The sequence below is a fragment of the Catenuloplanes indicus genome (assembly GCF_030813715.1).
GTDB classification, from domain to species: Bacteria; Actinomycetota; Actinomycetes; order Mycobacteriales; family Micromonosporaceae; genus Catenuloplanes; species Catenuloplanes indicus.
In genome coordinates this window covers 5632136-5658076 of record NZ_JAUSUZ010000001.1, presented here as the reverse complement: position 1 = coordinate 5658076, position 25941 = coordinate 5632136, and the positions used below count along the sequence as shown (strand labels likewise).

Below are 25941 nucleotides of genomic sequence, written 5' to 3'. Positions count from 1 at the left end.
CGTCGGTCAACGTCAAGTGTCGATTACCTCTCAGAACGATGAAGACTGCCCATCCGGCCGAGATTGATCATGAAACGTGAGACCTGCGTAGACTCCGGGTCATGACGGTTTCACCGAGTGCCCTCGCGGACGTGGCCCGCTCGGAGGCCAGCCTGCGGGCGTTCCTGCACGGTCTGCCGGGGGTGGACAAGGTCGGCGCGGACCAGCGCGCGGCCATGCTCGGCACCCGTTCGATCAAGACCTCCGCCAAGGCATGGGCGATCGATCTCGCCACCCGAATGGTGGATCTCACGACGCTGGAGGGCGCGGACACCCCCGGCAAGGTACGCAACCTGTGCCAGAAAGCGCTGCACCCGGGCCACGGCGCACCCCGGGTCGCCGCGGTCTGCGTCTATCCGGCCATGGTGCCGGTCGCGTACGAGGTGCTGCGCGGCAGCGGCGTGCACCTGGCCAGCGTGGCCACCGCGTTCCCTTCCGGGCAGGCGCCGCTGAGCGTGAAGCTGGCCGACACCCGGGCCGCGGTCGAGGCCGGCGCGGACGAGATCGACATGGTGATCAACCGGGGCGCGTTCCTGTCCGGCCGCTACACCGAGGTCTTCGAGGAGATCGTCGCGGTCAAGGAGGCGTGCGGCGACGCGCACCTCAAGGTGATCCTGGAGACCGGCGAGCTGGTCACGTACGACAACGTGCGCCGCGCGTCCTGGCTGGCGATGCTGGCGGGCGGCGACTTCATCAAGACCTCGACCGGCAAGGTCCCGGTCGTGGCCACGCCACCGGTCACGATGATCATGCTGGAGGCGGTCCGCGACTTCCTGGCGCAGACCGGCCGCACGGTGGGCGTGAAGCCGGCCGGGGGCATCCGCACCACCAAGGACGCGATCAAGTACCTGGTGCTGGTCAACGAGACGGCCGGCGAGACCTGGCTGGACCCGGACCTGTTCCGGTTCGGCGCGTCCACGCTCCTCAACGACCTGCTCATGCAGCGCAGCAAGCTCGCCACCGGCCACTACACCGGCCCCGACTACGTCACCCTGGACTGAAGCCATGGCAGCCTTCGAGTACGCGCCCGCACCCGAGTCCCGGTCGGTCGTCGAGATCAAGCCGTCCTACGGCCTGTTCATCGACGGTACGTTCACCGGCCCGCAGGACGGCGGAGTGATCAAGACGGTGAACCCGGCGACCGAGGAGGTCCTGTCGGAGGTCGCCGAGGCCGGTGAGGCGGACGTGGACCGCGCGGTGGCCGCGGCTCGCAGCGCGTTCGAGCACGTCTGGGGCCCGATGCCGGGCGCCGAGCGGGCGAAGTACCTGTTCCGCATCGCCCGGCTGCTCCAGGAGCGGGCGCGCGAGTTCGCGGTGCTGGAGTCGCTGGACAACGGCAAGCCGATCCGGGAGTCGCGCGACGTCGACGTACCGCTGGCCGCCGCGCACTTCTTCTACTACGCCGGCTGGGCGGACAAGCTCGGGTACGCCGGGTTCGGCCCGTCCCCGGCGCCGCTCGGCGTGGCCGCACAGGTCATCCCGTGGAACTTCCCGCTGCTGATGCTGGCCTGGAAGATCGCACCGGCGCTCGCCGCGGGCAACACCGTGGTGCTCAAGCCGGCCGAGACCACACCGCTGACCGCGCTGCTGTTCGCGGAGATCTGCCAGCAGGCCGAGCTGCCGGCCGGCGTGGTCAACATCGTCACCGGCGCCGGTACGACCGGCCGTTACCTGGTGGCGCACGCCGGGGTGAACAAGGTCGCGTTCACCGGCTCGACCGCGGTCGGCCGGGAGATCGCCCGCGCGGTGGCCGGCACGTCCAAGCGGCTCACGCTGGAGCTGGGCGGCAAGGCGGCGAACATCGTGTTCGACGACGCGCCGCTGGACCAGGCGGTCGAGGGCATCGTGAACGGCATCTTCTTCAACCAGGGGCACGTGTGCTGCGCCGGGTCGCGGCTGCTGGTCCAGGAGTCGATCGCGGACGAGCTGCTCGAGTCCCTGAAGCGGCGGATGTCCCAGCTGCGGGTGGGCGACCCGCTGGACAAGAACACCGACGTCGGCGCGATCAACTCGGCCGAGCAGCTGGCCCGCATCTCGGAGCTGTCCGAGATCGGCGAGTCGGAGGGCGCCACGCGCTGGTCGCCCGCGTGCGAGCTGCCGGAACGCGGTTACTGGTTCCGGCCGACGCTGTTCACCGGCGTCTCGCAGGCGCACCGGATCGCGCAGGACGAGGTCTTCGGCCCGGTGCTGGCCGTGCTCACGTTCCGCACGCCGGCCGAGGCGATCGAGAAGGCCAACAACACGCCGTACGGGCTGTCCGCCGGCATCTGGAGCGAGAAGGGCTCGCGGATCCTCGCGGTCGCGGACCAGCTCCGGGCCGGTGTGGTGTGGGCCAACACGTTCAACGAATTCGACCCCACCTCGCCGTTCGGCGGCTACAAGGAGTCCGGTTACGGTCGCGAGGGCGGCCGCCACGGCCTGGAGGCATACCTACATGTCTGAGCTGACCAGCCACGGCCCGGACGCCGGAACGCGAGTCCAGAACCGGGCCGCACGTTCCGGCTCCCGCCTGAGCGTCCGTAAGACGTACAAGCTCTTCATCGGCGGAAAGTTCCCGCGCAGCGAGTCAGGGCGGACCTATCCCGTGAACGACAGCAACGTCGCGCTCGCCTCCCGCAAGGACCTGCGGGACGCGGTGGTCGCCGCGCGCAAGGCGTTCCCCGGCTGGTCCGGCGCCACCGCGTACAACCGCGGCCAGGTGCTCTACCGGATCGCCGAGATGGTGGAGGCCCGGCGCAAGGAGTTCAAGGCGCTCGGCGTGCCGGCCGACGAGGTGGACGCCGCGGTCGACCGCCTGGTCTGGTACGCCGGCTGGAGCGACAAGATCGCCCAGGTGCTCGGCGGCGCGAACCCGGTGGCCGGCCCGTACTTCAACATCTCCGCCCCGGAGCCGGCCGGTGTCGCCGGTGTGCTCGCACCGGTCGACTCCGCGCTGCTCGGCCCGGTCTCCACGGTCGCGCCCGCGATCGTCACCGGCAACACGGTCGTGCTGCTCGCCGCCGAGGCCCATCCGCTCGTCGCGATCACCCTGGCCGAGACGCTGGCCACCGCCGACGTCCCGGCCGGCGTGGTCAACATCCTCACCGGCCGCCCCGCCGAGACCGCGCCCTGGCTCGCCGCCCACGCCGACGTCAACACGCTGGACCTGGCCGGTGCCGATCCCGACCTGGCGGCCGCCCTGGAGACCGCCGCGGCCGACACGCTCAAGCGCGTCCTCCGCCCCACCCCCACCGACTGGTTCGCCGACCCCGGCCTCCGCCGCCTGAAGTCCCACCTCGAAACCAAGACCGTCTGGCACCCGAAGGGGGTATAGCCCGTACCCTTGGGGCAGCGAACGGGTAAGCGCCGATGACCACGGCTCTGGCGGTCGAGGTGTGGTCGCCTTCGCCGGATGCGAAAGACCACGCGCCGCGCTGGTACGCCGAGCAAGGCGTCTCCGCCTACTGGCTGGCCAACCCACTCGACGGCCAAGGCGATCCGAACTCGCCCGGACCATGTCCGGCAGCCGTGCGTACGTCGAGCGCCGGAAGTCGACGCTGACCGACCTGGAGCTGGGCGGTCTCGGCTGAGGGCGCCGATGTACTACGGGCGGTAGGATTGGCGGCGTGATACGGCTGGGTGACCTTGAGCGTGCGGTGATGGACGTCCTGTGGGACGGGGCCGGCGGGGGTCACACGGTGCGGGACGTGGCGGATGCGCTGAAGGACCGAGGGCTGGCGTACACGACCGTGATGACCGTGCTGGACCGGCTGGCCGGCAAGGGCATGGTGGAGCGCGAGCGCGCGGGCCGGGCCTGGAGCTACCGGGCGGCCGCGGCCCGCGAGGCCTATATCGCGCAGCTCATGCTGGACGCGCTGGACCTGGCCGGCAGCCGGGACGCGGCGCTGGTCCGGTTCGCCCGGTCGGTGAGCGGAACCGAGGCCGAGGTGCTGCGCAGCGCCCTCTCGGACGAGGCCGGAGGCGGGCCACGATGATCCACGCGCTGCACTTCGCCGGCGGGGCACTGCTCGCCTACCTGACCGCGCGGGTGCTGGCCCGCGCCCGGTGGACGTGGCGGATCCCGCGCGTCGCGATCGTCTCCTGGCAGCTGATCGGGCTGGGCTTCGGGCTGAGCGCGATCGGCGTACCGCTGGCGCTCGGTCTTGATCCTTATGACGCGGCGCCCGGCACCGCGCTGCGCATGCTGGCCGCGGACCTGACCGGCGGGCGGCTGCCGGAAGGGCTCGGCGTCGGGCATCTCGCCGCGATCGCGGTCAGCCTCGGCATCGGCGCCACGCTGATCGGCACCACGATCAACAGCCTGGTTCGGGCGGTACGCGCCCAGCGCCGCCACCGCGAGCTGCTGACCCTGGTCGCCCGGGACGATCCGGCCGCGCCCGGCGCACTGGTGCTGGACCACCCGCTCGCGGCCGCCTACTGCCTGCCCGGCCTGCACCCGCGCGTGGTGGTCAGCGCCGGCACGCTGAGCCTGCTGGACCGCGCGCAGCTCGCCGCGGTGCTGGAGCACGAGCGGGCGCACGCGGACGAGCGGCACGACCTGGTGCTGCTGCCGTTCACCGCGCTGTGCCGGGCGCTGCCCTGGGCGGGCTGGCTGCACGCCGCGGCCGCGATGGTCGCGCTGCTGGTGGAGATGCGCGCGGACGACCGGGCGCGGGACAAGCACGCGGAGGGCCCGCTGGCCTCGGCGCTGCTCCGGTTCGCCGGTGCCGGCCCGCGGCTGACGCCGAGCGGCGCGCTGGGCGCGGCCGACCGGGACGTGGAGGCGCGCGTGCAGCGGCTACTGGTGCGCCGCCGGCCGGCACGGGTCCGCGGCGCGGTGACGCTGGCCGCCGCGGCCATGCTGGTCGCGCTGCCGATCTCGCTGTTCCTCTCCTAGGGATATCCGGCACCACCCCTCCGGGTAGAACCCGATCCCATAGGTAGCGTGCCTACATGTAGCCTGTGGACACAAGGGAGCCACGGGGAGGGCACGCGGATGGACGCGGTCGAGTGGGCACGGGTGCAGTTCGGCGTGACGGCGGCGACGCACTTCCTGTTCGTCCTGGTCACGCTGGGTCTGGTCACGCTGCTGGTGGCGATAGAGGCCACCTGGGTGATCACCAGACGGCCCGGCGCGGAGCGAGCGCTGCGCTTCTGGGGCACGCTCTACGTGATCAATTACGTGGTCGGCATCGCGTCCGGCATCGCGATGGAGTTCCAGCTCGGGCTGAACTGGAGCGGCATCTCCCGGGTCGCCGGCAACGTGATCGGCGCGCCGCTCGCGGTCGAGACGCTGGTCGCGTTCGTACTGGAGTCCACGCTGCTCGGGCTCTGGATCGCCGGCTGGCACCGGATCCGGCCGTGGGCGCACCTGCTGCTGCTCTGCGGCGTCGCCCTCACCGCGTACCTCTCGGTCTTCTGGATCATGGTGGCGAACGCCTACCTGCAGCACCCGGCCGGCCACGAGATCCGCCCGGACGGCACCGCCGTGCTGGCCGACACGCAGGCACTGCTGACCAACCCGGCGCTCACGCTCGCGCTGGTGCACGTGGCCGGCGCCGCGCTCGCCTGCGGCGGCTTCCTGATGGCCGGCATCTCCGCCTGGCACCTGCTCCGCCACCGCACCGCCGCGTTCCGCGGCACCGCCCGGCTCGGCCTGCTCACCGGCCTCGGCGGGCTCTATCTCAGCTTCAGCTCCGGCTGGGCGCAGCTCGGCCCGGTCGGCGCGGTGCAGCCGACCAAGTACGGCGACGAGGCGGCGAAGCTCGCGGCCGCCACCGGCTTCGCGGACCGGTTCGGCGGTCAGCCGGCCGACTACCTGCCACCCGGGTGGATCGACATCCCGTACGAGATCATGCAGTTCACCGCGTTCGGCCTGGGCATCTTCGGCTACCTGCTACCGCTGCTGTTCCGCGGCTGGCTGCTGCGCTGGCGCTGGTCCCTCACGCTCCTGATCTGCGCCGCGCCGCTGCCGTTCGTGGCCGCGATCTGCGGCTGGCTGGTGCGCGAGGTCGGCCGCGCCCCGTTCGCGATCTACGGGATGCTGCCGGCCGTGGACGCGATGACGCACCGCTCCCCCGCGCTGGCCGCCGCGTCCTGCCTGCTCTTCACGGTCCTGGTCGGCGCGCTCGGCGTCCTCGACTGGACGCTGCTGCTCCGCGTCGCCGGCCGCGGCCTGGAGGATCCGCCGCTCGGCCGCCCGGCCGGCACCGACCCCGAGCCCGTCGCGAAGGCGCTGGTCTGACCCATGATCTGGATCCTGCTGCTCGGCGCGCTGTACACCTCGTACCTGACGCTCGCCGCCCGCGACCACGGCCCGGCGCTGCGCGGCGACCGCGGCCCGTTCGACCCGCGCTTCTTCGGCCGCCAGGTCTGGCTGATCGCCACGGCCGGGCTGCTGTTCGGCGCGTTCCCCGCGCTGGAGGGCGAGCTGCTGGCCCGGCACGCCGCCGTGGTCACCCCCGCGCTGGCCGGAACCGTGCTGGTCACGGTCGCGATCCCGCTGCGCCGCCGCCGGCTCGCCGCGCTCGGCGCCGCGCTCGCGGCCGCCGGCTGGACCGGGCTGCTCGGCGCGCTGCTCACGAACTCGCCGGCCGGCATCGTCGCGCTGGCCGCCACCGGCCTGGCGCTGACCGCGACCCAGGGCGCGGCCCTGCGGGCCGACACCACGAACACCACCCGATACGCACTGGTCACCCTGGGCGTGGTCGCCGCCGGCACCGCCCTGGTCCCGATCTTCTCCACGGTACGGCCGAGCGCTCCCACCACGTACGCGGGCATGCTCCTGATCGTGGTCCTGATGGGTGCGCTCGCGGTGACGGCCGCCGCCGCGCGACGGTGCCGGTGGCGGCTCGCCCGGTGCGGCATCGCGGTCGCGCTCGCGCTCCCGGTGGCCGTCGTCGGGCTGCTGACCTGGCCCTACGCGTTGCTCCCCGGGCCGGACGGCAGCGCCGGCGAGACCTGGCGGCACACGCTCGCGGACCCGGCCACGCTCCGGCTGCTGACGGTGGCCGCGCTGCCCGCGCTCCCGCTGGCGCTGCTCGCGCAGCTGGCCGGGAAAAGTTCCCGGCGAAGTCAGGTAGAAGGTCACTCGCAGGAGTTCGGCCGCCTCTGGTTGACTTGACCGTGATGCGCCCGTTCGATCCCCGCCTGCTGCGGCGAGTGCCCGCGACCCGGCGCCACCTCGCCCTGCTGGGACTGTTCGGGGTGGCCGCCGGGATTCTGATCATCTCGCAGGCGACCGCGCTCGCGGCCGCGCTGACCGCCGCCTGGCAGGGCCGGCTGGACACCACCGCGCTCGCCGCGTTCGTCGCCGTCATCGTGCTGCGCGCGGGTCTGACCTGGGCACAGGGCGTGGTCGCGGCCCGCAGCGCCGCGACCGTCAAGGCGGCGCTGCGCACCGAACTGCTCGGCGCGGTCGGCGCCCGCGGCCCCGGCTGGCTCGGCGGCCAGCGGGCCGGTGAGATCGCCACGCTGGCCGGACGCGGGCTAGACGCGCTGGACAACTACTTCACCGGCTACCTGCCACAGCTGATCATGGGCGTGACCGTGCCGGTCGCGGTGCTGTCCCGGCTGGTCTTCGTGGACCTGACCGCGGCCGTCACGATCGCGGCCACGCTGCCGCTGATCCCGGTCTTCGGCGCGCTCCTCGGCTGGCAGGCCCAGGCCGCGACCGAACGGCAGTGGCGGCGGCTGTCGATGCTCGGCGGCCACTTCCTCGACATGGTCGCCGGCCTGCCCACGCTGCGCGTCTTCGGCCGGGCCCGGGCCCAGGTCGAGGTGGTCCGGCGGATGGCCGACGGCCACCGGATCGCGACCATGAAGACGCTGCGGATCGCGTTCCTCTCCGCGCTCGCGCTCGAACTCGTCGCCACGCTCTCCGTCGCGCTGGTCGCGGTGCCGGTCGGCCTGCGCGTGCTGGACGGCGCGCTCACGCTCCAGGTCGCGCTGCTGTTGCTGCTGCTGGCCCCGGAGGCGTACCTGCCGCTGCGCGCCGCGGGCGCCCGCTTCCACGCCAGCATGGAAGGCCTGACCGCGCTCGACGCCGCGTTCACGCTCTCCGCCGCACCCGCCCCGGCCGCCGTCACCGCGACGCACCCGGCACCGGCCGGGTTCCGGGAGATCCGCTTCGAGGACGTCACCGTCGCCTACGACCGCACGGTCGCGCTGCGCAACGTCTCGCTGACCGTGGCCGCCGGCGACCGGATCGCGATCGTCGGCCCGAGCGGCGCCGGCAAGAGCACGCTGCTCGCACTGCTGCTCGGCTTCGTCACCCCGGCCTCCGGGCGGGTGCTGGTCGACGGCGTCGACCTGGCCACCGTCGACCCGGAGCAGTGGCGCCGCCGGATCGCCTGGGTGCCGCAGCAGGCCCACCTGTTCGCGACCACGATGGCCGGCAACATCCGGCTCGGCGCACCCGACGCCACCGACGCCGACGTCGCCGCCGCCGCGAACGCCGCGCTGCTCGACGACGTGCTCGCCGGACTGCCCGCCGGACTGCACACCCGCCTCGGCGAACGCGGCCATGGCCTGTCCAGCGGCCAGCGCCAGCGGGTCGCGCTGGCCCGCGCGTTCCTGCGCGCGGACGCACCGCTGCTGCTCCTCGACGAACCCACCGCCCGCCTGGACGGCGGCTCCGAGGCCGCGGTCCTGGACGCCAGCCGCCGCCTGGTGACCGGCCGCACCGCCCTGCTGGTCGCCCACCGTCCGGCACTGCTCGCCGAGGCCGGCCGGATCATCCGCATCGAGGACGGCCACCTCACCGAACTCCCCGCCCTGGTGACGACATGACCCGCACGCAGTCCGATCCCGAGGACCCGGCCACCGGCACCGCCGCCACGCCGGCCGGGACGGCCGACGACGCCCGCGTGGCTTCCGGCACGGCCGATCACGCCCGCGGGGCGTCCGCGGACCGCGGTGCCACAGGCCACGCCTCCGGCACCCTCGCCGGCGACGCAGCGGCGAGCCCGGTCGGCGGGCTCGGGACCGGCGGCGTCCGGCCGGCCGAAGGCGACGGCGCCCCGCCGGCTGGGGGCGGCAGCGTCCCGCCGGCCGAGGGCGGCGGTGCGGACATGGTTGACGCGGCCACCGCGGGCGCCGGGGCCGGGATCGCCGGAGGCGGCGCGACCGTGGTGGCGGGCACCGCGCCCGAGGCCGCCGGTGACACCGTGCCGGGTGGCCGGGAGCGTGCGGTGCGGCGGCCGGAGGCGGTCGTGCTGGCGATGGCGCGGCCCTACCTGGCCCGGCTGATCGGCGCGGGGCTGCTGGCCGCGGCCACCGAGCTGGCCGGGCTCGCGCTGATGGCGACCGCGACCTGGCTGCTGATCACGGCGGCCGACATGCCGCCGCTGCCGGTGCTGACCATCGCGATCGTCTGCGTGCGCGCGCTCGCGGTCGGGCGCGGCGTGCTGCGCTACACCGAGCGGCTGGCCGGCCACGACGCGGTGCTGCGGCTGCTCACCGACGTGCGTACCCGGGTCTTCGGCGCGCTCGCCGCCCGCCGCGCGCCCGCGCCGGACGCGCACTCCGGCGACGCGCTCAGCCGGCTGGTCTCCGACGTCGACGCGGTGCAGGACCTGCTGATCCGCGTGGTGGTCCCGGCGGCCGCCGCGGCCTGCGTGGCGGTGCTGGCGCTGGCCGGCACCGCGTTCATCGCACCGGCCGCGACGCTGCCGCTGGCCGCCGGGCTGCTGGTCGCCGGCCTGCTGCTGCCGGTGGTCGCGGTCGTGCTGACCCGGCGTACCGCGGACCGGATGGCACCGCTGCGCGGTGAGCTGGCCGCGGACGCGATCGACCTGACCCGCGGCGCCGCCGACCTGGCCGCGTTCGGCGCGACCGGCGACGCGCTCGCCGCCGCCTCCGCCCGCGCCGCCGAACTGGCCCGGCTGGAGCGTCGGCTCGCGCTGACCGGCTGGGCCGTCGACGGCGCCGGCGTCCTGGTCTCCGGCCTGGCCTCGGCCGCCGTGCTGATCACCGCGCTCCGGTCCGGCGCGAGTGGCGCCGAGGTCGGCGTGCTCGCGGTCGGCACGCTGGCCGCGGTCGAGGCCACGCTGGCGCTGGTCGTCTCCGCCCGCCAGTGGGCCCAGCTGCGCGGCGGCCTGGCCCGCGTCGCCGAGCTGCTGGCCGCCCCCTCGCTCACGGACGCACCGGCCGATCCGGGGGCCCGCGCCGGGACCGCCGCCGCGCCGGTGGGCGCGGACGGTGCCGGGCTGGAGCTGCGGAACGTGGTGGTCCGCTACCGGGCCGGGGACACGGCCGCGCTGGACGGCGTGGACCTGCGCATCGCCGCCGGTGCCCGGATCGCGATCGCGGGCCCGAGCGGCGCCGGCAAGAGCACGCTGCTCGGCGTGCTGATCGGTGCGGTCACGCCGGAGTCCGGCACCGCGACGCTGGACGGCGTGCCGATCGCCGCGTACCCGGAACGGGAGCTGCCCCGGCAGGTCGGCGGGCTGCTGGCCGAGGCACACGTCTTCCATGCCGGCGTCCGGGAGAACCTGCTGCTCGGCCGGGACACCGCGGACCCGGCGGAGCAGGCCGCCGCGATGCGCGCCGCCGACCTGCTGGACTGGGTGACGGAACAGCCGGACGGCTGGGACACACTGGTCGGCGAGGGCGGCGCGAAGCTCTCCGGCGGCCAGCGGCAGCGGCTCGCACTGGCCCGCGCGCTGCTCGCCGCCCCCCGCCACCTGCTGCTCGACGAGCCAACCGAGGGCCTGGACCCGCAGGCCGCCGACCGGGTGCTCCGGCAGGCGCTGGACGCGCTGCCGTCCCGTACCGCGGTGCTGCTGGTGACGCACCGCCTGCGCGGCCTGTCCGGCTTCGACGAGGTACTGGTGCTCGACCGCGGCCGGATCATCCAGCGCGGCCGCCACGACGACCTGATCACCCGCCCCGGCTGGTACGCCGACACCTGGCTCGCCCAGGAGGCCGCCGAGCGCGGCTACCTCGCCGTGACACCCTGACCGGGTGCGGATCGACGAGTTCCTCCGGCGGCTGGACGCGGGGCTGAGCGGACCGCGGCGGCGGCGTGCCGATCTGTTGCGGGAGGCGCGGGACGGGCTGGCGGACTCGGCGGCGGCGCTGCGCGCCCGCGGTGTGCCGGCGGCCGAGGCGGAGCGGCTGGCCGTGGCCGAGTTCGGCGCGGACGCGCTGGACGAACTGATCCGCGACTACCGGATCGAGATCGCCGCTGGTCAGGGCCGGCGGGTGGCGCTGCTGCTGCTCCTGATCCCGGCCGGCCTGGTGACGTCGGACCTGCTCTGGTGGCGTGCGCCCACCGACACCTCCGGCGCCGGTGACGGCTTCCTCGCGCTGGCGGACGCGGTCGCCTGGCTCGGTTACGCGGGCGGCGCGCTGGCGCTGGCCGCACTCGCCGGTCTGCGCGGCCACGCCCGGCGCCGCACCGACCCGCGCCGGCTGATCCGCGCGCTCGGCCTGCTGGCCCTGGCGGTGACCGGCGCGATCTGGGTGTTCGGCAGCTGTGCCGCCGCGGACACGCTGGCCGCGGACCCGGCCGCGCTGACCTGGCCCCCGATGGTCGCCGCGCTGCTCCTGCTGCACGGCACCCAGGCGCTGATGACTTGGCTGGCGCTCCGCACCCTCCGTGACGCCCACCGCTGATCCACCCCGGCCTTGCTCTGCTTACCTGGACGAACCGCCCGAATCGCGCGGCGATTCGCCGGGAATGGACAGGTAAGCAGAGCAAGGGTCCCTCAGGTGAGTGACCGGGCGTGACGGGCTCGGTGCGGGCGCGACGGAGGTGGCGGCCGTACCGTGGCGGGATTGTCGGTCGTGGGGAGACGGGACCGGCGCCCACCGCGGGAAGCGATGGGCGCCGGGAGTGGGTCAGCGGAGCGTGACCGGGCGGTCGAGGTAGTCGACCGCGTCGGTGACCGTGCGGCCGCGGCGGCCGGTGCCGAGCGACAGCAGCGCGCGACGGCGGCGCACCGGCTGCTCGACCGCGTGTGCGATCACGGCGGGGCGGGACGGCGCGACCGGGCGGGTCGGGCCGGGATGCGTCGAGCCGTGGTGCGGCAGGGCGGACGGCGGGGCCGGGACCACCGCGGCGGCGGTCAGCGGGCGGCGGGACGGGGCGGCCGGGGCGAGCGCACCGGTCGGTGCCGCGACCACGGCCGCGGCGGTGAGCAGCGACTGGGCCGGGACGACGGCGTCGGTCGGGACGACCGCGGTGGTGACGGCCGGCACGCGGCGCCGGACGACGCGGCGCAGGCCACGGCGGACCGTGCGCAGCGCCGGCACCGGGACACCCTTGACCCGGGCCAGCACCAGCGCGCCGGCCAGCGCGGCGACCGTGGTGACGGCGCCGGCCAGGCCGAGCGCGCCGCGGGCGCCGAGCGCGTCGCAGAGCCAGCCGAGCACGGGCGCGCCGACGATGCCGGCCATCGAGGAGACCAGGCCGAGCGAGGCCAGGATCCGGCCGCGCATGTCCTCCCGGGTGTCCAGCTGGATGCGGGTGCAGACGACGGTGTCGAAGATGACCGCGCCGGCCGCGATCGGCAGGATCAGCAGTGAGAACGTGAGCAGGCCGGGGGCGGCCGCGGAGACCAGCTGGAGCACGCTGATCACGGCGCCGGCGATGATCAGCACCCGGTGGGTGGCCTTGCCGGTGCCGGCCAGCAGCAGGCCGCCGAGGACCGCGCCGACCGCGAAGACGGTGGAGGTGATGCCGTAGCCGCCCGCGCCGCCGTGCAGCGGACCGGCGACCATGGCGGCCATGGTGACCTGGTAGTTGCGGCCGAGCGAGCCGATCACGAAGGCGAGCGCCAGGATCACCAGCACGACCGGCTGGGTGAACAGGTAGCGCAGGCCGGCCCGGACACCGGCGTCGGCGGAGCCGGCCTCCGCGCGGGCCAGCGGGTACATCTCGGCGGGACGCATCATGGACAGCGCGAGGATGACCACGCCGAAGCTGGCCGCGTTGATCGCGAAGAGCACGCCGGGGCCGGAGAGGCCGACCAGCACGCCGCCGAGCGCCATGCCGACGATGCGGCCGCCGGAGCTGAGCACGGAACCGAGCGCCAGCGCCGGGGCGAGCGCGTCCCGCGGGACCAGGGCGGAGCCGAAGCGGCCGAGCGCCGGGCCCTCGATCGAGCTGATCACGCCGGACAGCAGCGCGACACCGTAGATCGGCCAGAGCGCGTCGGTACCGGCGACGCTGGCCGCGACCAGCGCCAGCGACAGCACCGCGCGGACCGCCTGGCTGATCACCAGCACCGGGCGGGACGGCAGCCGGTCGGCGAGCGCGCCACCCCAGCTGCCGAGCAGCAGGACCGGCAGCGACTGGAGCATCACGATGAGGCCCATCGCGGTGGCGGACCCGGTGGCGCTGAGCACCAGCCAGTTCAGGCCCAGTACCTGCATCCAGGTGCCGCCGATCGAGACGATGTCGGAAGCGGCCCAGAGCCGGTAGTTGCGCTCGCGGAGCGGCGAGAACATCGGAGCCAAAGCGGCGGTACCCCCTGTGCGGAACGACGGTGACGCGTGTTCCTTCGGCGGGGTGCCGCGGGTCCTTCGGGCGGGGCGAGCGGTACAACGTGATCGCAACTGACCGGTGGAGAGCTATCCCACACCGAATGTCACGACCGTCACGTATGCCGGGTCTGCCCGCCCAGGAAACGGCCGATCGTGCTGCTCAGCTCGGCCCAGCCGGCTCGTTCACCGGCGAGCGCGCGGCGGCCCGCGTCGGTCAGCCGGTACGTCCGCCGGTCGCGCCCGTTGACCGTGCTCCACTCGCTCTCCACGTACCCGGCGCGTTCGAGACGGCGCAGCGCGGGGTAGATGGTGCCGGTGGGCAGGTCGAGGGTGCCGCCGCTGCGGGCCTTCAGAGCCTCGATGACGGCGTAGCCGTGCAGCGTCTCACCTTCCAGGACGGCGAGCAGGAGAGCGTCGAGGTGGCCGTGCAGCGAGTGCGCCTTCACAAGTAGCTAGGCTACTAATAGAGCCCGGCACCGGGGTGAGGCGTTCACGTTCATCCACGGCACACTAGGGTGTCCTGTGCGCGACGTCACCGATCCGGATGCCTGCACCGCCGCAGCGCGCCGAACACGAGAGCCATACGGAGGTCACCGTGGCCGCCCAGACGCCCAACCGGCAGGATGCCGACGAGCCCGAGACCGGCGTTGACGACGACGCCGTGACCAGTGCGGCGGTCGAGGACGACGACACCACCGCCGCCGAGGCCGACGACACCACCGCTGCCGAGGCCGACCGCTCGCTGTGGGAGGAGACGAGGATCGACCCGGTGTCGATCGCGCTGCCCTCCGGCGTCGGTTACACGCTCCGGGCGTACCGGCCGTCCACCGAGGTGACGCCGACCGAGATCGAGGCCGCGGACGACGACGACCCGTTCGCCGCGCGCGCCCGCCGGCTGCGCGACGAGGACGAGGACGACCTGGGCGAGGACGAGGACGGCGAGGTGGTCATCCTCGACGAGGAGGCCAAGGAGCTGTTCGAGGAGGCCGAGAAGGACGAGAAGTCCGGCGACTCGGCCGACGACGGCGCCGACTCGGACGAGAAGGACGCCGACTCGGACACCGCGGCCGCCGAGAAGGAGGAGGAAGCCGAGGAGGTCCCGGCCTTCCTGTCCCACAAGGGCAAGCTGCTGCTGTTCAAGACCCCCGAATCGCTTGTCGCTTTCGTCCGTTCGGGTGCTCCGCACGACCTCGCTCAGCTCGATACTTGGGGCACACTGGCAGAGCGTCTCCAGCCGGCGGACGTCGTTCCGCTGGAGGAGGACGACTACGGCCTGGACCTGGTGGTGGAAAACCTCCGGGGTGGCGCCGACGCGTGGGACCTCGGTCTGCTGATCGAGGCCGGCGAGGTCGCCCGCGACCTCGGCTACGCTCTTCGGTTGGCGCCGGTGCTGACCGCGCTCTCACCGGGCTCTCCGCTGGACGACCTGGACGAGGCGCTGCGGTCCGCGTCGCGAGGTGGCATCGGTGGCTTCATGGGCCGGCGCCGTCTGAAGCGCATCGGTGCGCAACAGGCGAGCCTCGGCTGGCGCACCATCATCGGCAAGATCTCTGCTGTCGTGGACTGGCGCGACTGACCCTTTACGGGGAGCATCAGTCTTTGGCACACGACATGTGTCCTGGGAGGAGGACGACGCCGTGGCGCTCGTGCGGGTGTACTGCGGTCTGGCGTCGGCGGATTCGTCCGCGCGGCGGGCCACCGAGGGTCAGTCCCTCATGGTGGCCGTGGTGGACGACGCCGGCCGGCAGCTGCACGTCTCCGAGATAAGCGACGACGCGTCCGGGTTCGCCCGGCTCAGCTCGCTGCTCGCGGAGCGCGCCAGCGGTTCTCCCAGCGTGTCGGTCGCCGCGGACAGCGACGATCTGCTGGTCACCTCGCTGCTCACGGCCGCGGGGCGCCCGCTGGCCGTGGCGGACGACGACGACGCCGACGACTTCGCCTCCCGGTTCGCCGGCGACGAGGCACCGTCCTCCCCCGGGGCACGCCGCGCGGTCGGGCTGGCCCGGGCGTTGCAGGCCGGCGCGCTCACCGCGATAAACGTGGCGCCGCCGGCCGGCCTGGTCGGCTACCAGCCGGTCCTCAACGCGCACGCCGCGCTCGCCACCGGGCGGCACGCCGCCGCGGTGGCGCTGCGCGAGGTGCTGCGCGAGCTCTACCCGGCCGCGCTGCGGGCCTACCCGGACCCGGCCGATCCGCTCGTGCTGGCCGTCCTCGCGGCCGTCCCCGAGCCGAGTCGGCTCGGCGGCGGCGCTCCTGGGCGGGACCGCGAGGTCACCGTCACCACCGAGGCGATCGCCTCCCAGATCGTCTCGGACGGCATCGCACCGGCCGAGCGGGTGCACGCCGCGATCACCGCGCTGCAGGCCTCGGTGAACGAGGCCGCCCGCCGCGGCCTCAACCGCGCGCTCGCCCCCACCGTCGCCGAGACCGTCCGCCAGGCTGTCGCGGCCGTCCGGGCCTGCGACGCCGCCTGCGAGACGCTGGTCGCCACGCTCGCATCGCGGATCGTCGCGCCGGCACCGGCCGCGGACCGCCGCCTGCTCGGCGCGCCCGTGGAGCCGGCGGCCGCTCCGGCCGCGCCGCCGCTGCACCCGGTGCGCGGCGGCGGTGCCGCGGCCGCCATGGGCAGCCGCCGGGCCCGCATCCAGGCCGCGGAGGGTCAGACGCCGGGCACGCCGGTCCCGGCCGGGCCGCCGCCGTTCGCGGTCGCCGCGTCCAGCGACATGACCGGCCCGGACACCTCGCTCAGCCCGCTCAGCCGGCCCGACACGTCGTCGATCCAGCTGGACTCGACGACCGGCGCGTTCCGGCGCGTCGACCCGGCCGTTGGCCGCCGTGCCGCGCGTGAGGGCACCGGCGAGAACGTGCCGGTCAGCCCGGCCGGCCGCCGCCCGGACAGCCTGGCCAACCGGCCGGTCTCCGCGCCGCCGCCCCCGCCGCCCGGCCTCACGCCGATACAGCCCGGTGTCCGTCCCGGGCCGAAGCCGCCGACGCGTACGCCGAGCCCGGCCGATTCCGGCGAGCCGTTCCGCGCGCCGCTGACCACCGCCGCGATCAACAGCAGCCGCGCCGAGCACCGGCAGCGGATGGCGGAGCTGACCTCGCGCGAGCCCGAACTGCCCGCGGCGAACGGGATAAACACGCCGCCGCCCGCCGGTGGGGGCCTCACCGACATAAGGCTCGGCGGCATGCCGCCGTCCCGCACCACGCCGCCGGCGCCGGAGCCTGGCTCCCGGGCCGCGTGGCCGACGCACCAGGACGGTGACGAGCGCGCGCACACCGGCGAGCAGCCGCAGCTGCGCGGGCCGTCCGGCCCGGAGGCGCCGACGATGGCGGAGACGCTGCGCGTCCGCCCGCCGTGGCAGTCGGACGATCTGCCGCCGGAGCCGCCGGTGCTGCGCCTGGTCGAGCCGGTCAACGGACGTGGCGACGACCCGGCGCTCGGCAACGGGTCGTACGCGCCGCCGCTGCGTCTGGTCGACCCGGCCCGCCGCGTGCCGGACGCGCTGGACAGCTCGACCCCGCTACCGGTCGACGAGGGCGACGGCGACCTGCTGATCTTCTCGGCCACCGCGTCGGCCTGGTTCACCGGGCACAGCAAGGAAGACCCGGTGGTGGAGTCCGAGGCCGAGCCGAACTGGGGCCGGATGGACTCGGCCTGGCAGGCCGCGGAGCAAGCGGCCCGCCCGGCCGTCGGCGCGGAGACCAACGCGGGCCTGCCGAAGCGCGTGCCGCAGGCCAACCTGGTGCCCGGCTCGGCGCTCCGCGAGGACCGTCAGCTGCGCATCGTCCGCGACGCCCAGTCGCTGGCGGCGAACACCACCGGTTACTTCCGCGGCTGGCGTCGCGGGCAGGAGATCGGCGGGTTCGCGGTCGGCGGCCGCCCGGGCCGCGAGTCGGCCGGTGGCTGGGACTTCACCCGCGATCAGGGCAGCCGGGTGGACGACACCGACAACGACGAGTACGAATTCCGGTCGGCGACATACCGCTCATAATGTCACTTTGAGTAGTTCTATACATCTGCCCGCTGACCTCGGTGTCATTGCCCACATGTCGGGCTATTGACTACAGGGCGTGATAACAAGCACGATTCTGCTGGGGGCGTGGCGGCTCCACATCCCTTGTCGCCACCCCGTGGCGAAAGGCTTGGAACCATGCTCAACCGGCCCACCATTACGCGCCGGGGCCTGCTCGTGGCGACCGCGTCCGCGTTCACCGTGGCCGCCTGCGGCACCGGTGACGACGAGTCCACCGGCCCGAGGACCGCCTCCAGCACCGACCTCGTCGTCGGCGGTGTCCTGGAACGCACCGGGACCGGCACCGCCATGGGCGAGCTGCAGGCCCGCGCCATGGAGCTGTTCCAGGTCCAGGTGAACGCGGAGGGCTTCCAGGTCGGCACGCAGCGCCGCACGCTCCAGCTGAAGGTCGTGGACAGCGGCGGCGACCCGAAGAAGGCCGCCGAGCTGGCGCAGCAGCTGACCAACCGGGACGGCGTGAACGCGCTCATCGGTGGCACCGTGCCGGAGACCTCCACCGCGATCTCCGACGTGGCGCAGGATCTCCAGGTGCCGTTCCTGTCGCTGGCGTCCGCGGACGACATCCTGACGCCGCTGTCCGAGCGCACCTACACGTTCAAGCTGACGCCGGACGCCCGGGACGTCGCGCAGGCACTGGCCCAGGAGATCAACCGGCAGAAGATCGCGAAGGCGTCGATCCTGGCCGGCACCGGCCGGCACGGCGACGCGGGCGTGCGGCACATGGGTTCCGCGCTCGCCAGCCGGGACATCACGCTCGGCAGCACGGTCCGGCTGCCCGCCGGAGATCAGGACTTCGCCGCCGCGGCCGCTGAGGCGGTCCTGGGACGCCCCGGGGCCATCGTCATATGGGCGATGTCGCCCGACGCCGGAAAAGCCGCCCGTGCGCTTCGTGCGGCCGGTTACACGGGCCGGTTCTTCTTCACGCCGGAGGCGGTCACCGAGGAGACGCTCTCGGACGAGAACGCGGACGCGGTGGAGGGCTCGTACGCGATCAGCCCCGGCTCGCTCGGCGCCTCGTCGCTGACCGAGACCGGCCCGGAGGGTCAGCGCCGCCGGGACCTCATCCAGCGGTACGTGACGCAGTACGGCTCGTTCAAGGGCTTCGCCCCGTACGCCGGGGACGGCCTGAGCCTGCTGATCCAGGCCGCGTTCCAGGCGAAGAGCGTCGACCGCGGCCGGCTGCGCGCCTACCTGGAGCGCTCGTCGCTGGAGGGCATGGCAGGCGCCTACGCGCTGACCACGATCCGGCACGGCGGCATGGAGGCCGACTCGCTCGGCGTCTTCAGCGTCAACCTGAACAGCTGGGTGCGCACGGCCTGACGCGCGACGAAACGCCCCGCCGTCCGGCGGGGCGTTTTCTCGTTCCCGTGGAAAAACCCGCAGGGGTACGGGATCATCCCGTACCCCTGATGGGTGTTCCGCCGTTGGACCCGGTGATCAGGCCGGCGCGACCGCGCGCGAACGCCGCATCGACAGCACGTACTCCACCAGGGAGATCAGCACGTGCTTCGTCGACTCGCGGTTACGCGCGTCGCAGCTCACCACGGGCACCTCGCTGGAGATGGCGAGCGCGTCCCGCACATCCTGAGCGTTGTGGTACTGCATCCCGTCGAAGCAGTTGATCGCCACGAGGTACGGCAGGCGCCGGTGCTCGAAGAAGTCGATCGCCGCGAAGCAGTCCGCGAGCCGGCGGGTGTCCACCAGCACCACCGCACCGATCGCGCCGCGCACCAGTTCATCCCACATGAACCAGAAACGCGTCTGACCCGGCGTACCGAACAGGTACAGGATCAGGTCGCGATCGATCGTGATACGACCGAAGTCCATGGCGACCGTAGTGGTGGTCTTGCCCGGCACCTGCCGGGTGTCGTCCACGCCCACGCCCGCCGACGTCATGATGGCCTCGGTGGTCAGCGGAGTGATTTCCGAGACCGAGCCGACCAGCGTCGTCTTTCCGACGCCGAACCCACCGGCGATGACAATCTTCGCCGATGTCACGCGCCCGGCCATAGGGCGGTGCGCCGTGTCAGAGCCTGCGAAGTCCACTCAGCACCCTCTCCAGCAATTCCGTGCCCACCGCGTCGTTCGCATCCTCCAGGGACGTCGGTTCGTACACCGCGACAAGGCCGTCGGCGGCCATGTCGGCGATGAGGACCCGAGCGACCCCGAGCGGAAGTGACATCCGCGCGGCGATCTCCGCGAGTGACTGCAGCCGGCCGTCACACAGCGCGGCTATGTATTGATGCTCTCGACCGTGTCCGCCGTTGTTGGAACCGGAGGACCGGCCCCGCACCGTCGTCTCAATCAGCGCTTCGAGTGCGATCTCCAACCGTGGCCGGGTCCGGCCTCGGGTAACGGCGTACGGCCTGACCAGCGCGCCGGTCGGCTCTTCGCGTTCGGCCATCGTCGCCGTTCACCCCCTCTGTTTCCTAGATAGCGGTTTCAAGATCGCGGAAACCCGTTGTCGCATTTATATAGTGCTCCGGCCGGCTCCCGCCGGCCATCGCCCTGGCTTGTCAGCCAACCATCCCTGCCGCGGTACGCGGAGCCGGGGTCAGGGCGTCGCCCACCCGGTCCACCAGCAGGGCCATCTCGTACCCGACCTGGCCGACGTCGCAGCTCCGTGCGGCCAGCACGGCGAAGGACGAGCCATCGGAGATCGACATCAGGAAGAGGAACCCGTTGTCCATCTCCACGACGGTCTGGAGCACCGCGCCGCCCTCGAAGCAGCGGGCCGCGCCCTGGGTCAGGCTGACCAGACCGGACGCGATAGCCGCCAGCTGGTCAGCCCGGTCCCGCGGAAGATCACGGGAACCGGCGAGAAGCAGACCGTCGGCGGATACGGCGACCGCATGCGCGACACCCGGAACGCGGTCGGCGAAGTTCGCCAGCAACCAACCGAGGTCCTGCGTTGTTGTCATCCCTCATGCTCCTTGCCAGCCTGCGAGGATTGCTGCCCGTCCAATGTTCCCTCTGAACCGGTCGGGTTGTCCTTGGGACCCGTACGTCCGCGCTGCACGCCGCGGTGGTAGGCGGACAGGAGCCCGCGCACCCCCTCGGGCGACCGCTTGTTGACGACCGTGGTCCCCTTCTCGATTCCACCAGGAACGAGCTGTGCCATCGGCTTGCGCTTCGGCAGGCCCGCCTGGGTGGTCTCCGACGCCGTGTCTCCCGCGGCTGCGGCGACCGAGGCGGCCGTCCGCCAGCCCTCGTCGGCCGCGGTCCGCCAGCCGGAAGGCTCGGTGGAGATCCGCTGCGACGTGGCGCCGTCACCGGGGCTGACCGGCGCCCCGGACCCGGCGGTGACCGGCTCCGGCGTGCGCGCTGCACCACCCGGCGTGGGAAGACTACGCTTCTTCGGCTCGATCGTCCCGTACTGCTGGGTCGGGGCGCTCGCGGCCTCGGCCGGGCTCGGCGTGGCCGCCGCACCGGTCGGGCCGGTGGCCGGCTTGCCGGACGCCTTCTGGGTGCGGAACCACGCGGACTCCAGCTCCCGGAAGATCGGCAGCTCCATCGTCTCGTCCACCACCGGCTGCTTCGGCGCGGCCTGCGGGGCCGACGGAGTCGGCGTGACCTGCGGGGCCGACGGAGTCGGCGTGGCCGGGGCCACCGGGGACGGGATCGGCTGCGCCGACGACGGAACCGCAACCACCGGGGCGATCGGCGGCACCGCGGGGGCACCGTTCTCCGGGCGGTAACGCGGGATCTCGGCGGTCAGGTCCAGCGAGGAGGCGAGCCGCTCCGGCACCGCGGGCGCCGGGTTCTCCGCCGCCGGGGCGATCGGCGGCCATACCGGCGGAGCCGACTGCGCCGACGCCGGGCCGCTGGCCGGTGGGGCCGACGCGACCGGCGGGACGGAGAGCGGCGGCACCGGGCCGCGCTGCTGCTCCGGCGTGGCCGGCTTCTGCCGCGGGATGGTCGGCGACGCCGGTCCGGCGAAGTCGTCCAGCGGCGCCGGGCCGTCCTGGCGCGGGCGGTGCGGCAGGCCCTCGCCGCGGCTGCCGTTGGCGCCGAACGCGTCGGTCGCGCGGCCGTTGCGCGGACCGCCACCGGCCGGGCCGGCACCGAAGCCGTTGAAGCTGCCGAAACCGTTGTTGCCGTTCGCGGGCCCGCCGTTCGCGCCGTTGGTGCCGCCGCCCGGCGCGGCGCCGGTCAGGTCGGACCAGGCCGGCATGGACCGGGTGGGGCCGCCCGAGGTGGGCGCCGGATCGTTGCCGAACCCGCCGAAGGACGGGAGCGGCTCGCTCGCGAAGCCACCGAGCGACGGCGCGGACTCGCGCTGCGACGGCGAGCGGCCGCTGCCACCCTCCAGCGCCAGCGGGGAGCCGAAGCCGCCCTGGCCGCCGCCGAACGCCGCGGGCTCGGGCCGGGCACCGCCGACCGCGGCCGGGGTACGGCCGGCACCGGCGACCGCGTGCGATGCCAGCACCGCCGTGGGCAGCGTGACCTCGGCGATCGTGCCGCGCTCGGCGGCCGAGCGCAGCTCCACCTTGACGCCGTGCCGGGCCGCCAGGCGGGCGACCACGACCAGGCCCATCATCCGGGAGACCGTGACGTCCACGGTCGGCGGACGCTGCAGCCGCTCGTTCAGGTCGCGCATCTGGTCCGGCGCGATGCCGATGCCGCGGTCCTCGACGGAGAGCGTGGCACGGTCACCGTAGATCCGGGCGTCGACGACGACCTGCGAGTCCGGCGGCGAGAACGCGGTCGCGTTGTCGAACAGCTCGGCGACGAGGTGCACGAGGTCGTTGACGGCGTGCGCCGAGATCTCGATGTCCTTGTCGATGTTGCCGAAGTCGATCCGGGTGTAGTGCTCGACCTCGGACTGCGCAGCGCGCAGCACGTCGATCAGGGCGGCCGGCTCGCGCTGCACGCGGGTGGAGTCCGCACCCGCGAGGACCAGCAGGTTCTCGTCGTTGCGGCGCATTCGGGTGGCCAGGTGGTCGAGCTGGAAGAGCTCGGCCAGCCGGTCCGGGTCCTCCTCGCCGCGCTCCAGCCGGTCCAGGTGACCGATGAGCCGGTCGACCAGGATCTGCGAACGGCGGGCCAGGTTGACGAACATGGTGGAGACGGAGGCGCGGAGCACGGCCTGCTCGGCCGCGGTGCGCACCGCCTCCAGGTGGACCGCGTTGAACGCCTCGGTCACCTGACCGAACTCGTCCCGGCTGCGGACCGGCAGCGGCTCGGCGATCTGGTTGGCGACCTGGACCGGCGACAGCTGCGCGGAGATCGCCGGGTCACGGAGCCGGGCCACCGCCTGGGGCAGGCCGTACTGTGCGACGGAGAGCGCGCCGTGCCGCAGCTCGCGCAGCGAGCGGGCCATCGACCGGGCCACCAGCCAGGCGAAGAGGATCGCGAGGAGGAGCATGCCGAGCAGCACACCGGTCTCCACCAGGACTCGCCGCTGCACGTCGTTCCGCAGCGTCGTGGCCTGGGTGACGGTCTGCTCGTCCAGTCGCTTCTCCACCGTGCGGAACAGGTTGTTCTTGCCGGCCATCCCCTCGTCCCACTCCTCCGCGGAGAAGCCGAGCGAGTTGATGTCACCGTCCTGGTTCGCCTCGATCTTACCGGCGTTGGACTTCGCCTCGCGCTCGTCCGGGCCGGCGATGACCTGGCGCTTGTAGTCCCGGTCCTCGCGGGTGGCGACGGTCTCGAACGTGGCGGCCGCCTGGCTCTGACCGGTCAGCGTCGCGATGTAGTCCTTGCGGAGGTTTGGGGTGATCTCGCCCTGGGCAAACGCGCTGTGCACGATGACGCGCTGGGTCGAGAGGTACTCCTTCTCCTGCGCCAGCGCGGCACTGGCCCGCATGCGGTCGCTCAGGCCGGGGTCACCGGCGAGCTGGGAGGCGGAGTTACGGATCTGCAGGAGGCCGGTGATGACGCCGTCGTAGCTCTGCTTGGCCAGCGACAGCTGCACGGAGTTGTTGCTCACCTGACTGCGGGTCGCGGGCAGCTGCTCGAGCCCGGAGTCCGCACTGTCCAGCAGCGACTCGAAGTTGCTGTCCGGCAGGTCGGTGATCAGCGTGCGCTGCTGCGAGTAGTCCTTCTTCGCGGCGTCGACCACGGAGTGCGTCTGGTTGAACGCCTCCAGCAGCGCGGCCTTGGCGTCACGCTGGGAGTTCGGCGTGCTCAGGAAGCGCGCGGCGGCGGCCCGCTCGTTCTGCAGGCTGTCGACCAGCTCGCCGGAGTACTGCTCCAGCTGGGCGATCGTGCGCGCCTGATCCGCGTCCTGTGCCTCTTCGATGTGGTCGATCAGACCGCTGGTGCCCACGACGATCGTCGCCATGGTCGGCACGATCATGATCAGTCCGAGCTTGGACCAGATCGGCAGGTCGCGGAGTCGGCTGCCAGGCCAACGGAGACGTGAAGAGACGGCTCCCGCCGCCTTCTTCCTTGGCTGCTCGCTCACGTCACCGCCCCTCAGCATCCGCGCCACCCCGAGTGGGTGGCCGCCGAACATAGTTCGACCCGGGTGGGCCGAACCTTCGAGATTCCATCACGACGAGTGTCAAAGAGAAAGCCCAGGTTGGGTCGGACTGGGAGTGTGGTGGGATGTTCATGACGTTTGACTGCAACGTGTCTTCCCGGAGCTACCCATAGTGACCAGTTCTCCTGCCCGCGTCGTTCTGCTGGCCGGCCCCTCGGGGTCCGGCAAGTCCTACATAGCCCGGCGAGCCGGATTTCCTGTGCTTTGCCTTGACGACTTTTACAAGGATGGCGATGACCCGACGCTACCCCGAACGGCCGAAGGGACGGATTGGGAGTCGCCTCAAGCCTGGGATTCTGCCATGGCGGTCGAGACGATCGCCCGCCTGGCCGAGAGTGGCAGGGCCGAAGTGCCGGTTTACGCATTTGGGGTAGATCGGCGGATAGCCACTCGGCTACTCGACCTGGCCGGTTCGCCAATTTTTATGGCCGAGGGGATATTTGCCGCCGAGATCGTACGCGAGCTTCGGGACCGAGGGCTACTGGCCGACGCATTCGCACTCCGGCGCTCGCGGACCGTCACGTTCGCCCGCCGGCTGGGCCGGGACCTGACGGAACGGCGCAAACCCCCGGCCCTCCTGGTCCGGCGCGGGCTGCAGCTGCTGCGGGCCGAGCCGGTCGTGCTGCGCCGTCAGGTGGAGCTCGGCTGCCGGGCCGCGAGCGCCGGGCGGATCGTGCGCGAGGTGCGCGCGATGGCCGGCGCCCCGGACCCGGCCGGGACGCACGGCGAGCCCGCGATCAACTGACGGTGCCGGCTCGCTAAGGAACCGCAAAGCAAGTCGTAACAGATCTTTTACAGCGGCTGCTCGGTGATCAACTTTGCGTAGGCCGGCTTGATCACTTCGTTGATGATCGAGAGGCGCTCGTCGAACGGGACGAATGCACTCTTCATGGCGTTAATGGTGAACCACTGCATCTCCGCCCATCCGTACCCGAACGCCTCGGAGAGCAGCGCCATCTCGCGCGACATGGACGTGCCGCTCATCAGCCGATTGTCCGTGTTGACGGTGACCCGGAACCGCAGATCGCGCAGCAGCCCGATCGGGTGTTCCGCGATCGACGCCGCGGCGCCGGTCTGCACGTTCGACGACGGGCACAGCTCCAGCGGGATCCGCTTGTCCCGCACGTACGACGCGAGCCGGCCGAGCACCGGCGCCGTCTCACCGGTGATGTCGTCGACGATCCGCACGCCGTGGCCCAGCCGGTCCGCGCCGCACCACTGGATCGCCTGCCAGATCGACGGCAGGCCGAACGCCTCGCCGGCGTGGATGGTGAAGTGGAAGTTCTCCCGCTGCAGGTACTCGAACGCGTCCAGGTGCCGGGTGGGCGGGAAGCCGGCCTCCGCGCCCGCGATGTCGAAGCCGACCACGCCCGCGTCCCGGTGCCGGACCGCCAGCTCCGCGATCTCCTGCGAGCGGGCCGCGTGCCGCATCGCGGTGACCAGCGTGCCGACCCGGATGGTCCGGCCGGCCGCGGCCGCCTCCGCCGTACCGTCCCGGAAGCCGGCCAGCACGGCCTCCACCACCGCGTCCAGGCTGAGCCCGCGCTCGAGGTGCTGCTCCGGCGCGTAGCGGACCTCGGCGTAGACCACGCCGTCGGCCGCGAGGTCGAGCGCGCACTCCCGGGCTACCCGGTGCAGGCCCTCCTCGGTCTGCATCACGGCCACGGTGTGCGCGAACGTCTCCAGGTAGCGCTCCAGCGAGCCGGAGTTCGCCGCGGTGACGAACCATTCGCCGAGCGCGGCCGGGTCGGTCTCGGGCAGCGCGTGCCCGATGCCGTCGGCCAGTTCGACTATCGTTGCGGGCCGCAGACCGCCGTCCAGGTGGTCGTGGAGCAGGGCCTTGGGTGCTTTGACGATCTCGTCGTACGGGATTGCGACCATGGAGAGACATTAGTGCCTCCCGGAGAG

20 protein-coding genes and 1 pseudogene are annotated in these 25941 nt (G+C 73.2%); 14 read left to right on the top strand and 7 right to left on the bottom strand.

The window, feature by feature from the left end; all coding sequences use genetic code 11:
- Positions 1-101 precede the first annotated feature (101 nt).
- From deoC to J2S42_RS25560, 10 genes and pseudogenes are all read left to right on the top strand, one after another.
- Positions 102-1040 carry a deoxyribose-phosphate aldolase gene (gene deoC / locus J2S42_RS25605; protein ID WP_307243014.1) on the top strand — a complete coding sequence of 313 codons (939 nt, stop codon included), beginning with the start codon at positions 102-104 and terminating at the stop codon, positions 1038-1040.
- Between the two features lie 4 nt (positions 1041-1044).
- A complete protein-coding gene (locus J2S42_RS25600; protein ID WP_307243012.1) occupies positions 1045-2481 on the top strand; it encodes an aldehyde dehydrogenase family protein in 1437 nt (478 codons plus the stop codon).
- A complete protein-coding gene (locus J2S42_RS25595) occupies positions 2474-3352 on the top strand; it encodes an aldehyde dehydrogenase family protein (protein ID WP_307243010.1) in 879 nt (292 codons plus the stop codon). Before J2S42_RS25600 ends, J2S42_RS25595 begins: the two co-directional genes overlap by 8 nt.
- A 292-nt stretch (positions 3353-3644) precedes the next feature.
- Positions 3645-3986 (top strand): annotated as a pseudogene (locus tag J2S42_RS25590) (BlaI/MecI/CopY family transcriptional regulator); the annotation flags it as partial.
- Positions 3987-4009: 23 nt separating this feature from the next.
- On the top strand, positions 4010-4915 hold the full coding sequence (locus J2S42_RS25585) for a M56 family metallopeptidase (protein ID WP_307243008.1): 906 nt from the start codon (positions 4010-4012) through the stop codon (positions 4913-4915).
- A gap of 99 nt (positions 4916-5014) precedes the next feature.
- Positions 5015-6262 (top strand): cytochrome ubiquinol oxidase subunit I, encoded by a 1248-nt coding sequence (locus tag J2S42_RS25580; RefSeq protein WP_307243006.1) that lies wholly within the window; start codon positions 5015-5017, stop codon positions 6260-6262.
- 3 nt (positions 6263-6265) lie between these two features.
- Complete coding sequence (locus tag J2S42_RS25575; protein ID WP_307243004.1) at positions 6266-7141, top strand: cytochrome d ubiquinol oxidase subunit II; 876 nt, start codon at positions 6266-6268, stop codon at positions 7139-7141.
- 5 nt (positions 7142-7146) lie between these two features.
- Complete coding sequence (cydD, locus tag J2S42_RS25570) at positions 7147-8808, top strand: thiol reductant ABC exporter subunit CydD (protein ID WP_307249025.1); 1662 nt, start codon at positions 7147-7149, stop codon at positions 8806-8808.
- A 281-nt stretch (positions 8809-9089) separates the two neighbouring features.
- Positions 9090-10979, top strand: a complete 1890-nt coding sequence (gene cydC, locus J2S42_RS25565; RefSeq protein WP_370879432.1) for a thiol reductant ABC exporter subunit CydC — start codon at positions 9090-9092, stop codon at positions 10977-10979.
- Between the two features lie 4 nt (positions 10980-10983).
- Positions 10984-11637 carry a permease prefix domain 1-containing protein gene (locus tag J2S42_RS25560; RefSeq protein WP_307243000.1) on the top strand — a complete coding sequence of 218 codons (654 nt, stop codon included), beginning with the start codon at positions 10984-10986 and terminating at the stop codon, positions 11635-11637.
- A 225-nt stretch (positions 11638-11862) separates the two neighbouring features.
- On the opposite strand, the gene J2S42_RS25555 is transcribed toward J2S42_RS25560, so the two are convergent.
- Both J2S42_RS25555 and J2S42_RS25550 read right to left on the bottom strand, forming a co-directional pair.
- Positions 11863-13473 (bottom strand): MFS transporter, encoded by a 1611-nt coding sequence (locus J2S42_RS25555; protein ID WP_307242999.1) that lies wholly within the window; start codon positions 13471-13473, stop codon positions 11863-11865.
- A 149-nt stretch (positions 13474-13622) separates the two neighbouring features.
- Positions 13623-13955 carry a PadR family transcriptional regulator gene (locus J2S42_RS25550; protein WP_307242997.1) on the bottom strand — a complete coding sequence of 111 codons (333 nt, stop codon included), beginning with the start codon at positions 13953-13955 and terminating at the stop codon, positions 13623-13625.
- A gap of 98 nt (positions 13956-14053) precedes the next feature.
- On the opposite strand from J2S42_RS25550, the gene J2S42_RS25545 reads away from it, so the two are divergent.
- The 3 genes from J2S42_RS25545 to J2S42_RS25535 all read left to right on the top strand — a co-directional run bounded on the left by J2S42_RS25545 (position 14054) and on the right by J2S42_RS25535 (position 18866).
- On the top strand, positions 14054-15085 hold the full coding sequence (locus J2S42_RS25545) for a SatS C-terminal domain-containing protein (protein ID WP_307242996.1): 1032 nt from the start codon (positions 14054-14056) through the stop codon (positions 15083-15085).
- A 61-nt stretch (positions 15086-15146) separates the two neighbouring features.
- Entirely contained in the window at positions 15147-17504 is a 2358-nt protein-coding gene (locus J2S42_RS25540) for a transposase (protein ID WP_442320092.1), read from the top strand.
- A 159-nt stretch (positions 17505-17663) separates the two neighbouring features.
- The gene (locus J2S42_RS25535) at positions 17664-18866 is read left to right on the top strand and encodes an ABC transporter substrate-binding protein (protein WP_307242992.1); all 1203 of its coding nucleotides are present in this window, start codon (positions 17664-17666) and stop codon (positions 18864-18866) included.
- 117 nt (positions 18867-18983) lie between these two features.
- On the opposite strand, the gene J2S42_RS25530 is transcribed toward J2S42_RS25535, so the two are convergent.
- The 4 genes from J2S42_RS25530 to J2S42_RS25515 all read right to left on the bottom strand — a co-directional run bounded on the left by J2S42_RS25530 (position 18984) and on the right by J2S42_RS25515 (position 23973).
- A complete protein-coding gene (locus tag J2S42_RS25530) occupies positions 18984-19556 on the bottom strand; it encodes a GTP-binding protein (protein ID WP_307242989.1) in 573 nt (190 codons plus the stop codon).
- A gap of 16 nt (positions 19557-19572) precedes the next feature.
- Complete coding sequence (locus J2S42_RS25525) at positions 19573-19950, bottom strand: DUF742 domain-containing protein (RefSeq protein ID WP_307242987.1); 378 nt, start codon at positions 19948-19950, stop codon at positions 19573-19575.
- A 112-nt stretch (positions 19951-20062) separates the two neighbouring features.
- Positions 20063-20467 (bottom strand): roadblock/LC7 domain-containing protein, encoded by a 405-nt coding sequence (locus tag J2S42_RS25520; RefSeq protein WP_033343732.1) that lies wholly within the window; start codon positions 20465-20467, stop codon positions 20063-20065.
- Complete coding sequence (locus tag J2S42_RS25515; protein ID WP_370879253.1) at positions 20464-23973, bottom strand: sensor histidine kinase; 3510 nt, start codon at positions 23971-23973, stop codon at positions 20464-20466. Before J2S42_RS25515 ends, J2S42_RS25520 begins: the two co-directional genes overlap by 4 nt.
- Before the next feature lie 172 nt (positions 23974-24145).
- Here J2S42_RS25515 and J2S42_RS25510 point away from each other — a divergent pair, with 172 nt between their 5' ends.
- Positions 24146-24778: a uridine kinase family protein gene (locus tag J2S42_RS25510; RefSeq protein ID WP_307242984.1), complete on the top strand. Its 633-nt coding sequence runs from the start codon at positions 24146-24148 to the stop codon at positions 24776-24778.
- Positions 24779-24825: 47 nt separating this feature from the next.
- On the opposite strand, the gene J2S42_RS25505 is transcribed toward J2S42_RS25510, so the two are convergent.
- Positions 24826-25914 carry an adenosine deaminase gene (locus J2S42_RS25505; RefSeq protein ID WP_307242982.1) on the bottom strand — a complete coding sequence of 363 codons (1089 nt, stop codon included), beginning with the start codon at positions 25912-25914 and terminating at the stop codon, positions 24826-24828.
- Between the last annotated feature and the right edge of the window lie 27 nt (positions 25915-25941).